A 14,365-nucleotide genomic window follows, 5' to 3' on the forward strand; every position below is an offset into this window, starting at 1 on the left:
GTCAATAGCAAGTCGCAGGAACCGCAGTTAATCAACTGCAATCAAGGATTTCACGTGAGCCAGATGGTGTTGTCCATGCCACGCGTATAGCGCCAGCGTCTGGTCGAGGGTGGAGGTGCGCTGGTTGCCGGGATGATAAAAAGTGCGCTGCCAGTCCCCCTCGTTTAGGTGATGCAACAGCGTAACCAGTCGGGTGTGCAGCGACTCCAGCAGCGCCAACGACACGGTGATGGGCGTAGCTGCTACGTCGGGTAGTTCGGCCCAAGCCTGTTCCTCATAGGGTTTAATAGTCGGGTTATCCTCGGTCAGGGCCAGCCGGATGCGCACGTAGGCATTCATATGCGAGTCGGCCACGTGGTGAATCACCTGCCGGCCGTTCCAGCCGCCGGGCCGGTAAGGCTGCTCCAGGCCTACACCGCCTACCGCTCTGGCCGCGACAGTGAGTTGCGCCGGTAGCTCGGCAATCTGCTGAATGAGTGCCGTGCGCTCGGCGCCGGTCAGAGGTTCGCTCGGAAGCTTAGCGCGGCCAATCGGATATTTCAGTAAGTCGTCGGGTTGATTCATGGCACAAATAAAACGAAAGCGCTGCCTCTATTCGAAGCAGCGCTTTCAGCGTAATAAATCAACTCAGCAAACTGGCCTTACACCGCAGTGAGCAGTACAACTAAAATTCGTTAAATCGGCGTTTAGCCGTTGCGCTTATTCAGTTCATCACGGATTTTGGCAGCCTTTTCATAATCTTCTTTTTCAAGAGCCTGCGCCAGCATTTTGGTCAGCTCATCCAAGGAAACCTGACCGCTGGGTTCGCGCGGCTCGGGCTGAGCGCGAGCGGCGCGGGGCGATTCATTTTCGGCATCGTCGTCATCTTCATCGTCGTCATCTTCCGGGTCGGTTTCGTTCTCGTCGAGGTCGGAAAGAATAATGCCGGCTTCGCTCAGCACGCTTTCAACGGTGTAGATGGGCACCCCAAAGCGCAGGCCAATGGCAATGGCATCGGAGGGCCGGGCATCAATTTCGAACGTAGCAGCCCCGTCAGAGCACACAATGCGCGAGTAGAAAACGCCTTCTTTAAGGTCAGAAATCACCACTTCCAGAATTACAACGTGCACATGCTCCGCGAACGACTTGAACAAGTCGTGCGTGAGCGGCCGGTTGGGGCTGATTTTTTCTATCTGAATGGCAATGCTTTGCGCTTCGAACATGCCGATGATGATGGGCAAGCGGCGGTTGCCGCCCTTCTCGCCCAGAATCAGCGCGAAGGAGCCAGATTGTGACTGACTGGACGAAAGGCCCAGGATTTCAAGCTGGATTTTTTTCAAGGTAATGGGGACTGGAGTCTTGGGGCGATGGGTAAGTGCGGGTGGGCAACGGCCGGGGCCAGAGAAAAGGATGTATCTGCAAATAAAGGAAAGTCCGGGCAACCGCCGCTAAAACCTGCCCTTGAAACCGCAAATGCCAAAAAAAGATTGGGGACTCAAGCCGCCGTTTTCTCCCGAAAACCAGCTGCCTGAATCCCCAATCACTTCACAACAGTATTAATTAAGCGCTTTCACGGCAGCAGTCAGCTTGGGCAATACGTCAAAAACGTCGCCCACGATGCCATAATCGGCAGCTTTGAAAAAAGGTGCTTCCGGGTCTTTGTTGATGACTACAATCACCTTCGAGCTGTTCACGCCGGCCAGGTGCTGAATGGCACCCGAAATACCGCAGGCAATGTACAGGTTAGGCGAAACGGTGATGCCCGTCTGGCCCACGTGCTCGTGGTGGGGACGCCAGTCGACGTCCGACACGGGCTTGGAGCAAGCCGTAGCTGCACCCAAAGCTTTGGCTAAATCCTCAATCAAACCCCAGTTCTCCGGCCCTTTCATGCCACGGCCACCGGAAACCACCAGCTCGGCTTCGGGCAGCAACACGCCACCGGCCTGGTCCTGCATCACTACCTGCTTGGGAGCATCCGCGAAGTCGGCATCCGAGAGCTGGGCCGAGAAGCTGGCTACTTCGGCCGTCTTGCCAGCGTCATGCTGGGCTTCGGTCGAATTTTTCTTCACTGCAATGATTTTGCGGTCGCCGCTCAGCACCACGTCCGAAAACGCCTTGCCCGAGAAGGCACCGCGCTTCACCGTGAACTGGCCGCCATCGGTTTTGGGTAGCTCAACCACATTGGTGGCCAAGCTGGCCTTCAGCCGGACCGACAGGCGCGAGCCTACCGCCGCACCAATGTTGGAGTTAGCCAATACGATGATTTTAGCTTGTTCCTGCTCGGCCGCCGTGGCAATGAGCTTGGTATAGGCATTGTTCACGAAGTCTTTCAGGCGCGGCTCCGCGTCATACAGCACTTTCGTGATGCCCTGCTCGCCCAGTTTGGCCAGGTTGGCCTCATTTGCATTGCCTACGGCAATGGCGGTGGCAGTGGTACCCAGCTGAGCAGCCACTTGCGCCCCATAAGAGGCCACTTCCAACGACGACTTTTTCACCTCGCCGTCGGCGCATTCAACTACAACTAATACAGACATTTTTTCTTAATGAAGAATGAGGGATTAAGAATGAAGAATGAGAAATCGAAGAGTGGCTTAACTACCAAGTCTTCAGTACTCATGCTCCATCCTTCATTAAATAACCTTGGCTTCGGTGCGCAGCAGCGTAATCAGCTCGCCGGCATTGGCTGGGTCGATGAGTTTTACGCCTTGCTTTTTGGGTGGCAGGGCATACTCAGCTACCGTAGTGCGGGCGGGTTCGCCCACGGCAGGCACCACTTTCAGGGGCTTGGTGCGGGCCGTCATGATGCCGCGCATGTTGGGAATGCGGGGCTCGCACATAGGCTGCTGGCACGAGGCCACGAAAGGCGTATTCACGGTCACAATCTCCTTGCCCCCTTCAATTTCGCGTTCCAGTGTAGCAGTGTTGCCGCTCATGTCCAGCTTCATGGCCGGAGCCACCGTCGGAATGCCGAGCATTTCGCCCACCATGCCGTGCACTTGGAAGCCGTTGTAGTCAATGCTTTCCTTGCCCATCAGAATTACGTCGTAGGCACCTTCTTTGGCAATGGCCGCAATCTGTTCGGCCACGAAATAAGCATCAGTTGGCGCTGCGTTCACGCGGATAGCGTCATCGGCTCCAATAGCCAGAGCCTTACGAATGTTAGGCTCCGTGTCGGCTTCGCCCACGTTGAGGACGGTAACAGTGCCGCTGCCGGCTGCTTCCTTCAACTCAATGGCACGGGTGAGTGCGTACTCATCCCAAGGATTAATCACAAACTGGACACCGGCCTTATTGAACTCCTTGTTATCGGGCGTGAAGGAAATTTTGGTGGTCGTGTCGGGCACGTTAGAAATGCAAACCAGAAACTTCATCTAAAGAGGGTTTGGGTGGCGAAAATCAAAGAAAAAAGGCTGCATGCATAACAACCTGAAGGAGCTTGCCGGTTTCCGGCAACAACCCTTATGCAATGAGATGCGGTAGAAAAGCCGCAATTTTGCCTCAAAGGTAAACAAATCTCCCTCCCTAATGCACACTTCATCCTCACGTTTGCAGCAGTTATTGGCTTTCTACGCCGACGACCCAACCGATGCCTTCACCATATATGCCCTGGCTACCGAATACCGGGCCCAGGAGCCAGAACGCGCCTGGGAATTTTACCAAAAGTTAATGTCTGAGCACCCTGACTACGTGGGCACTTACTATCACGCCGGTAAGTTGCTCGAACAGTTTGGGAAAAAGGATGAAGCAGAAAAAGTGTATCGAACCGGCCTACAAGTAGCCCGCAAAGCAGGCCAACAGCATGCTGCCAGCGAGTTGCTTCAGGCACTGAATAGTTGCCTCGGGCTGGACTACGAAGATGATTAAAACCCGATTTCGGCTTGATTACCGTGAGAAATTCAGCTCAGTACTTGAAATAACTTACTTGAGAAAATAGGATTATTTTTTTAATCAATGCTTTTTATAGTTGAGCTATAGATTGTGTCAATAAGGTGGTATTGGAGGCCTATAATTCATTTAGCAGGCAAAAGTGGTAATTGGTCGGCTGTAATAGGAGCTCTGTCGGAATATAGCAAAGGCACGGTTTATAATTCGGCTACTTTGTTCCGGCTAATAACTGTGCCTCTATTATTTCTTCCGCCTTCATGTCGGTTTTCCTTGATAACGTCCGTCCTATTTTTCCGCCGGTTCTGAGCGGACATTTAGCGGCGCGCATGGGGGAAAGCGTGAAAGGAATGAATCGGGCGCTGCAAGCCGCTATACCGGTGATGGTGAGCGGGCTTATAGCCAATGCCACAACAGATAAGGCCCAGGCTTTTGCCCTCTGCCAGCAAATGCAGCGGTCAAGCTATGCGCTTCACGCAGGCGTAACGGGCACGTTGGCCATGCTAGGCGACAAGGCTGCCCCCAACAGCGCAATGGCAGGGGGCAGCCACTTGCTGAAAGCCGCGTTTGGAAGTTCAGCGCAGGAAATAATATGCGCTTTGAGCAATCATGCCCAAGTTCGGCCGCAAGCTATGCGCGAAGTACTGGAGCTGGTAGGCGCAACGTTGCTGGGGGCGCTGGGGCAATATGCCTCACGTCAGGAACTGGACGCTGATGGGCTGGTGGGTATGCTAATGAGCTTGCGGGGCAAGGCGTATGCGATGCTGCCCAGCGAGTTGAAGAACCTCTCTGTAGTTCTCGGGCTGCGGTCAAAGTCGCGCTGGGAAGTGAAACTGGGTCCGGTGACTTACCTGGTGGCCCGGCAAACAATAGGACCGCACTTCTGGGCACGGTGGTACATAACGGCGTCATTAATCTTGATTATGGCGGGGGTAGGCGTAGCGGCTTTTAAAACTTTTCATCCGGCATCCACCGCCCAGCTACCAGCGCAGGCCGCCCCGCACCGCCCTACCGGAACTATGACAATTGTCGCCAAAGGAGGCCGAGCGCCACTGCTCACCGGTTTTTAACCGACTTAAGCCTTCTGTTCACCGAGGAAAAGATGGTGTTGAAGGCCTATTAGAATCTTTCATTTTATCCTCATGAGCGGACCGACACCTTTGTCAGGTCATCAACAAAGGATATGTCCCGTCTACTTTTTGCGATTTTACTGAGTCTGGGGAGTGCCGCGCAGGCCCCCGTATTCGCCCAGGGCGTAGCTGCTCCTGTTGCCATGCAAGCCGCTTTAAGCGACACCGTGCGGCTCACGCTGCCCGAAGCAGAGCAGCGGTTTTCTCAGAACAACTTGGCCCTGCTGGCCCAGCAGTACAATGTGACCGTGGCCCAGGCCCAGGCCGTGCAGGCCCGCCTCATCGACAACCCCACCATTTACGTGGAGCAGGATGTGCTGCGTCGGCGCATTGCCCGGCCTACAGTGCCGGAGGGAACGGCTGCAAGTGAGGCAGTAGTGACTGTGCAGCAGCTGTTCTCGCTGGCCGGACGCCGCAAGGCCGCTGGCCAGGCGGCCCAGCAAGGCGCCTTGGTAGAGCAGTACAACCTACAGGACCTGCTGCGCAACCTGCGCTACCAACTGCGCACCACTTACTACGATATTTTCTTTAAGCAACAGACTCTAAAGGCTTACGCTACGGAAATTGCGTCGCTGACACGCACCGTAGGTCTATACCAGACCCAGTTTGAAAAAGGCAACATTGCCCTGAAAGAGGTCATTCGTTTGCGAGCCTTTCTTTTTACGCTGCAAAGCGAGCGTCAGAGTATCCTCAACGACGTCGCTTCTGACCAGGCCGACTTGCATGTGTTGCTACGCGATGCCACCGGCAGCCAGTTTGTGCCCGTGGCAGACATCCGCCGCACCCGGGACCTCACCCTGAACGGGTATTCTGAGCAGCAACTCATCGATACCGCTCTGGTGCGCCGCACCGACCTGAACGCCCGCCGTGCCACCCTGGAGCAGCAAAACCTGAATCTGAAGCTGCAACAGAAGCTGGCCGTGCCGGACCTGGCCGTGGGCTACACCTACGACAAAGCTGGCTCCTATATCAACAATTATAATGCCCTGACCCTGGGCATGGCGGTACCGATTTTCAACCGCAACCAAGGCAATATCCAAGCAGCTAAGGCTCAGATTGCCAGCAGTAAGCTATTGGTGGACCAACAGCAACTCATCGTGCAAACGGAGGTGCACCAGGCGTACCAGCTCGCGGCTCGCAACGACGAACTGTTTCAGAACACCGACCGCGATACTGCGCCTTTTGCCCGGCTGATGGTGGGCATCGAGCAGAGCTATGCCAAGCGGATTCTGTCGGTAGTAGAGTACATCGACTTTTTCGAGTCTTACAAAAACAACTTGGTGCAGCTAAACACGCTGCGAGCCAATCGGGTAAGAGCCTTTGAGCAATTGAATTTTGCTGTGGGCAAGCCCGTCTTTCGCGCCGACCAGTAAGGTTTGCACTGTTCGCTTCCCAGCCAATCAATCACACTGTACATCATCAAAAGCTAACGGCTAACAGCTAGTAGCTAACAGCTTACCACAATGAACCGCACCTTCCTCGCATTGCTGACCGCCGTTTCGCTGGTTAGCTGCTCCAAACCCGAAGTCAAAGAAGAAAAGAAGGAAGGCTTTAAGCTTTCCGATACCATGATGCAGCAGATTGTGCTGGACACGGTGCGCGAGCGACCAATTCAAGACGAGCTAGTGCTGACCGGTGAAATCCAGGCCGATGGTGACAAGACCGTGCAGGTGTTCCCATTGGTAGGTGGCGTAGTCGAGAAGCTAAATGTGCAGCTCGGCGACAAGGTGACCAAAGGCCAGGTGCTGGCCGTCATCAAGTCGGGTGAGATTGCCGACGTACAAAACCAAACCACCGCTGCTACGTCTGACCTCGACATTGCCCGGAAAAACCTGGCCGTGGCCGAGGACATGTTCAAAGCAGGCCTGAACTCGGAGCGCGATGTAGTGCTGGCCCGGGCCGAAGTGACCAAGGCGCGCGGCACGGTGGGCAAGAACGTGAAGCAGCTCAGCGTGTACGGCATCGGGGCCGACGGCATGTACGAGCTGCGGGCGCCCATTTCAGGCTTCATCACGGAGAAGAAAGCTACCGACCACGAGCAGTTTAACGACGACAACGTGGGCAACCTCTTCACCGTGAGCAACCTCGATGATGTCTGGATTATGGCCAACGTGTTCGAGTCGGATATCTCGAAGGTGAAAGTGGGCTACGATGCCGACGTGACTACGCTTTCTTATCCCGACAAGCATTTCCGGGGCAAAATTGACAAGGTGTTCAACGTGCTGGACCCCGACAGCAAGGTGATGAAGGTGCGCGTTCGCCTCGAAAACCCCGGCTATCTGCTGAAGCCTTCGATGTATGCCCAGGTACGCGTTGAGAATACGGAAGGGGTGAAGGCCCTGGCTGTGCCCGCTAAATCGGTCGTTTTTGATAAGGACCGCAATTTCGTGATGGTGTACCGCGACCGCACCCACGTGGAAACCCGGCCCGTGACCATCAGTAAGACGGTGGGTGACTACAGCTACGTGAGCGCCGGCCTCAAACCCGGCGATGTGGTCATTGCCAAAGACCAGCTTTTGGTGTATGACGAGCTGAACGACTAGCTTTTTATTAAGCTTTTAGCTACCAACTGCTAGCTAGTAGCTCTCCTTTTTCAGGGTTTATTGACTGCTTTGAACAAGCAGAAAACGGTCGATTTTTCGACCGAACGGCCACGCTTTTGCCGAAAAAAAGCCATCAGCTAACGGCTACCAGCTAACAGCTACAATCAAATGAACAAGTTCATCCAAGGCATTATTGCCTTTTCGCTGAAGAATAAAGGCTTCGTCTTTTTGCTGACGCTGGCCGTCATCATCATGGGCGTGGTGAGCTACCGGAACACGCCCATTGAAGCCTTTCCGGACGTGACCAATACCGAAATCACCATCATCACGCAGTGGCCCGGCCGCTCGGCCGAGGAGATGGAGAAATTCGTGACCGTGCCGATTGAAATAGCCCTGAACCCGGTGCAGAAAAAAGCGTCGGTGCGCAGCACCACGCTCTTTGGCCTGTCGGTGGTGAAAGTGATTTTTGACGATGGTGTGGACGACGCCTTTGCCCGCCCGCAGGTGAACAACCTATTGCGCGAAGTGGACCTGCCCGACGGCATCACACCCGATGTGCAGCCGCCTTATGGCCCCACCGGCGAAATCTACCGCTACACGCTGGAAAGCAAGGACAAAAGTGTGCGCGAGCTGAAAACCCTGCAAGACTGGGTGATTGAGCGCAACCTGAAAGCCGTGCCCGGCGTGGCTGATGTGAATAGCTTTGGCGGCGAGGTAAAGGACTACGAAATCAGCGTAAACCCTGGCAAATTGCAGGATTTTGGCCTCACGCCGCTCGACCTGTACAACGCCGTGCAGCGCTCCAACATCAACGTCGGCGGCGACGTGATAAACCAGGGCCAGCAGAACTACGTGGTACGCGGCATTGGCCTGCTCAACAACATCTCGGACATCACCAACACGGTGATTAAGAACGTGAACGGCGTGCCCATTCTAGTGCGCGATGTGGCCCGCGTGACTGAAAGCGCCCTGCCGCGCCTGGGTCAGGTGGGACGCGGCTTTGAGGACGACAAGCTGGAAGGCATCGTGGTGATGCGCAAGGGTGAAAACCCGTCGGAAGTTATTGCCCGCCTGCACGACAAGGTCAACGAGCTGAACACCAAGATTCTGCCGCCCGACGTGAAGATGAAAACCTTCTACGACCGGCAGCAGCTGATTGACTTTTCGACGGAAACGGTGATTCACAACCTGATGGAAGGCATCGTGCTGGTGACGCTCATTGTGTTCCTGTTCATGGCCGACTGGCGCACGACGGTGATTGTGTCGGTGATTATTCCGCTGGCGCTGCTGTTTGCCTTCATCTGCCTGCGCTTGCGTGGCATGAGTGCCAACCTGCTGAGCATGGGCGCTATCGACTTCGGTATCATCATCGACGGTGCGGTAGTGATGGTGGAAGGGCTGTTCGTGGCCCTCGACCACAAGGCGCACGAGATGGGCATGGAGCGGTTTAACAAGCTCTCCAAGCTCGGGCTGATTAAGAAGTCGGGCCGCGATATGGGCAAGTCCATTTTCTTCGCAAAGGCCATTATTATCACCGCCTTGCTGCCGATTTTTTCCTTCGAGAAAGTGGAGGGCAAGGTGTTCAGCCCGCTGGCCTGGACGCTGGGCTTTGCCCTGCTGGGCGCCCTGATTTTCACTCTGACGCTGGTGCCGGTGCTGGTGAGCATCCTGCTGAAAAAAGACGTGAAGGAGAAAGAAAACTTCTTCGTGCGCGGTGTGAACCGGGGCGCCGAGCGGTTCTTTGCTTTCACTTACGCCCGCAAAACAGCAAGTTTGATTGTGGCTTTTGCCATCACGGCGGTGGGGCTCTACTCGTTCTCGTTCTTGGGTTCGGAGTTCTTGCCGGAGTTGAACGAAGGCTCGATTTATGTGCGGGCGCAGCTGCCACTGAGTATCAGCCTGCAGTCGTCGAATGAGCTGTGCAACCAGATGCGGCGCGACTTCCTGAGCTTCCCGGAGGTGAGCGACGTGGTGAGCCAGACCGGCCGGCCGAACGATGGCACCGACCCGACGGGCTTCTACAACAACGAGTTTCTGGTGCAGCTCAAGCACACGCCGGAGGTAGAGAAGAAGATGAAATCCAAGGCCTACCGCGAAGATTTGGTGGAGCGCATGAAGGCCAAGCTCGACAAGTTTACCGGCGTCGACTTCAACTTCTCGCAGCCCATCACCGACAACGTGGAGGAAGCCGCTTCGGGTGTGAAGGGCTCAATTGCAGTGAAGATTTACGGCACCGACCTGGCCACGCTGGAAGCCAAGGCCCGGGAGGTGTACGAGGTGCTGAAAACCGTAAAAGGCATCGACGACCTGGGCGTGTTGCGTAACATCGGCCAGCCAGAGTTCCATGTCGACCTTGACGAGCGCCGCATGGCCAGCTACGGCGTGGACAAGTCGGATGCCAACTCGGTGCTGGAAATGGCCGTGGGTGGCAAGGAGGCCACCCAACTGTATGAGGGCGAGCGCAAATTCCCCATCCGGGTGCGCTACGAGCCGCAGTTCCGCCAGACGCCGGCTGAGATTGCGGCCCTGATGGTGCCCACGCAAAACGGCAAAACCATTCCGCTGAGCGAAATCGCCAACATCGGTTCTGTGACTGGTCCCAGCCTGATTTACCGCGACGACAACCGCCGCTTTGCCGCCGTAAAGTTCTCCATCCGGGGCCGCGACATGGGCTCGACCATCGCCGAGGCTCAAGAGAAAGTGAACCGCCACGTGCAATTGCCCAAGGGCTACGAGCAAAAATGGACCGGTGATTTTGAGAACCAGCGCCGCGCCACCCAGCGCCTCACGCAGGTGGTACCGGTGAGCTTGGCCCTCATCTTCTTCATCCTGTTCATCCTCTTCGGCAACCTGAAAGATGCCGGGCTAGTGCTACTCAACGTGCCGTTTGCCATCATTGGCGGCATTGCGGCGCTGCTCATCACGCACACCAACTTCTCGATTTCGGCTGGTATCGGCTTCATCGCGCTGTTCGGCATCTGTATTCAAAACGGGGTGATTCTCATCTCCGTCTTCAAGCAGAATCTGGTGAAGAAGCACACGCTCGACCATAGTATTAATGAAGGCGTGATTTCGCGGGTGCGCCCCGTGGTGATGACGGCCCTCATGGCCACCATCGGCCTGATGCCGGCCGCCATTTCCACTGGCATTGGCTCAGAAACTTCCAAACCGCTGGCCATCGTGGTAATCGGTGGGCTGATAACGGGTACCATTCTGACCCTCTTTATCTTCCCGCTGGTGTTTGAACGCTTCTACCGGTCGGAGCACACGCACTACGGCGACGACCTCGCCGCTGAGCGGGCCGCCCGCAAACAGCCCGTAGGAGCGCACTAATGTAGCGTGGACTCTGCGAGTCCGCGCCCCAGTAGCACGTCTGCACGAAAGATGCGCGGACTCGCAGAGTCCACGCTACATAAAAAGCCCGCTGTCCATTCCGGCAGCGGGCTTTTTTGTGTTTTGCACCTTCATTTAACCCTCATGGATTACTCACCATCTTTTCACCAGATTCTTATTGTCTAGTCTATTCCCACCCGCTACTGCGTTCCATGAATAAGTTTATTTCAGGCATCGTCGCCTTCTCGCTCAAGAACCGCTTCTTCGTCTTTTTCATGACGGCGCTGCTGGTGGCGGGCGGGAGCTACAGCTACCTGCACACACCCATCGAGGCGTTTCCGGACGTCACCAATACCCAGATGATTATCGTGAGCCTCTGGCCCGGCCGCTCGGCCGAGGAGGTGGAACGGTTCGTGAGCACACCGATTGAGGTGGCCATGAACTCGGTGCAGATGAAAAGCAACATGCGCAGCATCAGCATGTTCGGCTTATCGGTGCTCAAGATAAATTTTGAGGACAATGTGGAGGACTTTTTCGCCCGGCAGCAGGTGAACAATTTGCTGAGCGGGGTGAACCTGCCGGCCGGGTGCGACTCCCACGTGCAGCCACCATACGGGCCGACGGGCGAGATTTTCCGCTACACCGTGCAGAGCCGCACGCCGCGTACGACCAACGAACTGCTCGCCATTCAGGACTGGACGGTGGAACGGCAGCTAAAGTCAGTGCCCGGTGTGGCCGACATCGCGGCTTTCGGCGGCACGCGCAAGGTGTACGAAATCAGCGTGAACCCTGCGATGCTGGCCAAGTACGACATGACTCCGCTGGAGGTGTACGACGCCGTGCAGAAGTCGAACCTGAACGTGGGCGGCGACGTGATTGAAAAGAATTCGCAGAGCTACGTGGTGCGCGGAATTGGCCTGCTGACCAAGCCCGAAGACATCGGCAACATCATTGTTAAGGACATCAACAACGTGCCGGTGCTGGTGCGCAACGTGGCCCGCGTGACGGAAAGCAACGCCCCGCGTGTGGGCCAGGCCGGCCTCGACGACCAGGGCGACGTGGTGGAGGGCATTGTGATTATGCGCAAGGGCGAAAACCCCGCCGAGGTGCTGGGCCGCGTGAAAGCCAAAATCGCGGAGCTGAACGAGAAGGTGCTGCCCAACGGCGTGTACCTCAAAACCTTCTACGACCGCGACGTGCTGATGGACCACTGCACGCACACCGTCATTCACAACCTGATTGAAGGCATTGTGCTGGTAACGCTAATCGTGCTGCTGTTCATGGCCGACTGGCGGACGACGCTTATCGTGGGTGTGGTAGTGCCGCTGGCGCTGCTGTTTGCCTTTGTGTGCTTGCGCCTGAAGGGCATGAGCGCCAACCTGCTGAGCATGGGCGCCATCGACTTCGGTATCATCATCGACGGGGCGGTGGTGATGGTGGAGGGCATCTTCGTGGTGCTCGACCACAAGGCCCAGAAGGTGGGCATGGAGAAGTTCAACAAGCTGGCCAAGCTCGGGCTCATTAAGAAAACCGGCGGCGAGCTGGGCAAGGCGGTGTTCTTCGCCAAGCTCATCATTCTGACCTGTTTGCTGCCGATTTTCTCGTTTGAGAAAGTGGAGGGCAAGATGTTCAGCCCGCTGGCCTACACCCTGGGCTTTGCGCTAGTTGGCGCGCTCATCCTCACGCTCACGCTGGTGCCCGTGCTGTGCTCGCTGCTGTTGAACAAGGACGTGCGCGAGAAACACAACCCAATTGTGAGCTTCTTCGACCGGATTGTGACCAGCGCGTTTGGCTTCACGTACCGCAACAAGCTGCTGAGTTTCGGGGTGGCCATGGGGGTGGTAGTGGCAGGCTTGTACTCGTTCAACTTCCTGGGGTCCGAGTTTCTGCCGGAGCTGAATGAAGGCGCGCTGTGGGTAGAAACCAAGCTGCCGATGTCGTCCTCGCTGACGGAAACCAACAAGATGGCGGCCAACTACCGTCGCATCCTGCGCTCGTTCCCAGAAGTGACGTCGGTGCTGAGCCAGACTGGCCGCTCGAATGACGGCACCGACCCCTCGGGCATCTACTACGTGCAGGCGCAGGTCAACCTCAAGCCCAAGGAGGAGTGGAAGCGCAACATCACCAAGGAGCAGCTGATTGACGAGATGGACAAGAAGCTGAAGGAGTACCCCGGCATCATTTTCAACTACTCGCAGCCCATCATCGACAACGTGGAAGAGGCCGTGGCCGGCATCAACGCGGCGCTGGCCGTGAAGATTTTCGGTAACGACCTCAAGGAACTCGACGGCAAGGCCAATGAGGTGATGAAGGTGCTGAGCAACGTGCGCGGGGTGAAGGACTTGGGCATTCTGCGTAACCTGGGTCAGCCCGAAATGAGCGTGCGCCTCGACCAGACCCGCATGGCTGCCTACGGCGTCCAGACTGCCGACGCCCAAACCGTGGTGGAAATGGCCGTGGGCGGCAAGGCTGCCACCCAGATTTACGAGGGGGAGCGCAAGTTTGATGTGACCGTGCGTTACCCCAAGCAGGACCGCGATAATGAGAGCAAAATCGGCGAGTTGCGCGTACCCACCATTCGGGGCAGCAAAGTAGCGCTAAAGGAAATAGCCGACATTGGCACCGCCAATGGCCCGGCCTTCGTGTACCACGATAACGGCCAGCGCTTCATCGCCGTGAAGTTCTCCATCCGCGACCGGGACATGGGCTCCACCATTGCCGAAGCACAGAAGAAAATGGACCAGAGCATCAAGCTCGGCAAGGGCTACCGCATTGAGTGGGCCGGCGAGTTTGAGAACCAGGTACGGGCCACCAAGCGGCTAGGCCAAGTGGTGCCAGTGTCGCTGGTCATCATTTTCATCCTGCTGTTCATCACTTTTGGCAATGGCAAGGATGCCGCGCTGGTGCTGGCCAACGTGCCGTTTGCCCTCATCGGCGGCATTGCGGCACTGCACATCACGGGCGTCAACTTCTCGATTTCGGCCGGCATTGGCTTTATTGCGCTGCTGGGGATATGTATTCAGAACGGCATCGTGCTCATCACCGTGTTCAAAGAGAACCTGCGCAAGAAGATGAGCTTGGCCGACAGCCTGCGCCTGGGCGTGGCTTCGCGCGTGCGCCCGGTGGTAATGACCGCCCTCATGGCCATGATTGGCTTGTTCCCGGCGGCGCTCAGCACCGGCATCGGCTCCGAAACGCAGAAGCCGTTGGCCATCGTGGTGATTGGTGGACTAGTATCGGCAACCATCCTTACGCTGCTGATTTTCCCGCTCATCTTCGCCTTCTTCTACCGCGAGATGAACCAGAACGGGCCCGCGCCCCGGCGGCGGGCCCGCCGGCCGGAATTGGTGGGTGCGTAAACGTTGCCATTTGCTTTCGGTTTTTGAAGATTTCTAAAAACGGAGAGCAAAAAATCGGTTGCTTTTGCTCTCCGTTTTTGCAGGTGTTTAAAAAGGGAGAGCAAATGGCCGCGCGGTGGGCTATTAATAATCAGCGCCG

10 protein-coding genes are annotated in these 14,365 nt (G+C 56.4%); 6 read left to right on the forward strand and 4 right to left on the reverse strand.

Annotated features, from left to right (window positions below; all coding sequences use genetic code 11):
• Positions 1-27 precede the first annotated feature (27 nt).
• The 4 genes from J4E00_RS08495 to J4E00_RS08510 all read right to left on the reverse strand — a co-directional run bounded on the left by J4E00_RS08495 (position 28) and on the right by J4E00_RS08510 (position 3,350).
• Positions 28-564, reverse strand: a complete 537-nt coding sequence (locus J4E00_RS08495; RefSeq protein ID WP_208174710.1) for a YfiT family bacillithiol transferase — start codon at positions 562-564, stop codon at positions 28-30.
• 122 nt (positions 565-686) lie between these two features.
• Positions 687-1,319 (reverse strand): bifunctional nuclease family protein, encoded by a 633-nt coding sequence (locus tag J4E00_RS08500; RefSeq protein ID WP_208174711.1) that lies wholly within the window; start codon positions 1,317-1,319, stop codon positions 687-689.
• A gap of 216 nt (positions 1,320-1,535) precedes the next feature.
• Positions 1,536-2,513: an electron transfer flavoprotein subunit alpha/FixB family protein gene (locus tag J4E00_RS08505; protein ID WP_208174712.1), complete on the reverse strand. Its 978-nt coding sequence runs from the start codon at positions 2,511-2,513 to the stop codon at positions 1,536-1,538.
• Between the two features lie 96 nt (positions 2,514-2,609).
• A complete protein-coding gene (locus J4E00_RS08510) occupies positions 2,610-3,350 on the reverse strand; it encodes an electron transfer flavoprotein subunit beta/FixA family protein (protein WP_208174713.1) in 741 nt (246 codons plus the stop codon).
• 154 nt (positions 3,351-3,504) lie between these two features.
• Between J4E00_RS08510 and J4E00_RS08515 the strand changes: the two genes are divergently transcribed.
• The 6 genes from J4E00_RS08515 (at position 3,505) to J4E00_RS08540 (ending at position 14,226) form a co-directional block, all read left to right on the forward strand.
• Positions 3,505-3,843 (forward strand): tetratricopeptide repeat protein, encoded by a 339-nt coding sequence (locus tag J4E00_RS08515; protein WP_208174714.1) that lies wholly within the window; start codon positions 3,505-3,507, stop codon positions 3,841-3,843.
• Positions 3,844-4,121: 278 nt separating this feature from the next.
• The gene (locus J4E00_RS08520; RefSeq protein ID WP_208174715.1) at positions 4,122-4,931 is read left to right on the forward strand and encodes a DUF937 domain-containing protein; all 810 of its coding nucleotides are present in this window, start codon (positions 4,122-4,124) and stop codon (positions 4,929-4,931) included.
• Between the two features lie 113 nt (positions 4,932-5,044).
• Positions 5,045-6,364: a TolC family protein gene (locus tag J4E00_RS08525; RefSeq protein ID WP_208174716.1), complete on the forward strand. Its 1,320-nt coding sequence runs from the start codon at positions 5,045-5,047 to the stop codon at positions 6,362-6,364.
• Positions 6,365-6,454: 90 nt separating this feature from the next.
• Positions 6,455-7,534 carry an efflux RND transporter periplasmic adaptor subunit gene (locus tag J4E00_RS08530; protein ID WP_208174717.1) on the forward strand — a complete coding sequence of 360 codons (1,080 nt, stop codon included), beginning with the start codon at positions 6,455-6,457 and terminating at the stop codon, positions 7,532-7,534.
• Positions 7,535-7,702: 168 nt separating this feature from the next.
• Positions 7,703-10,867, forward strand: coding sequence for an efflux RND transporter permease subunit (locus J4E00_RS08535; protein WP_208174718.1), 3,165 nt, complete (start codon positions 7,703-7,705; stop codon positions 10,865-10,867).
• 212 nt (positions 10,868-11,079) lie between these two features.
• Entirely contained in the window at positions 11,080-14,226 is a 3,147-nt protein-coding gene (locus J4E00_RS08540; RefSeq protein ID WP_208174719.1) for an efflux RND transporter permease subunit, read from the forward strand.
• Positions 14,227-14,365: the final 139 nt, after the last annotated feature.

Source organism: Hymenobacter negativus (genome assembly GCF_017571495.1).
Taxonomy (GTDB): Bacteria; Bacteroidota; Bacteroidia; order Cytophagales; family Hymenobacteraceae; genus Hymenobacter; species Hymenobacter negativus.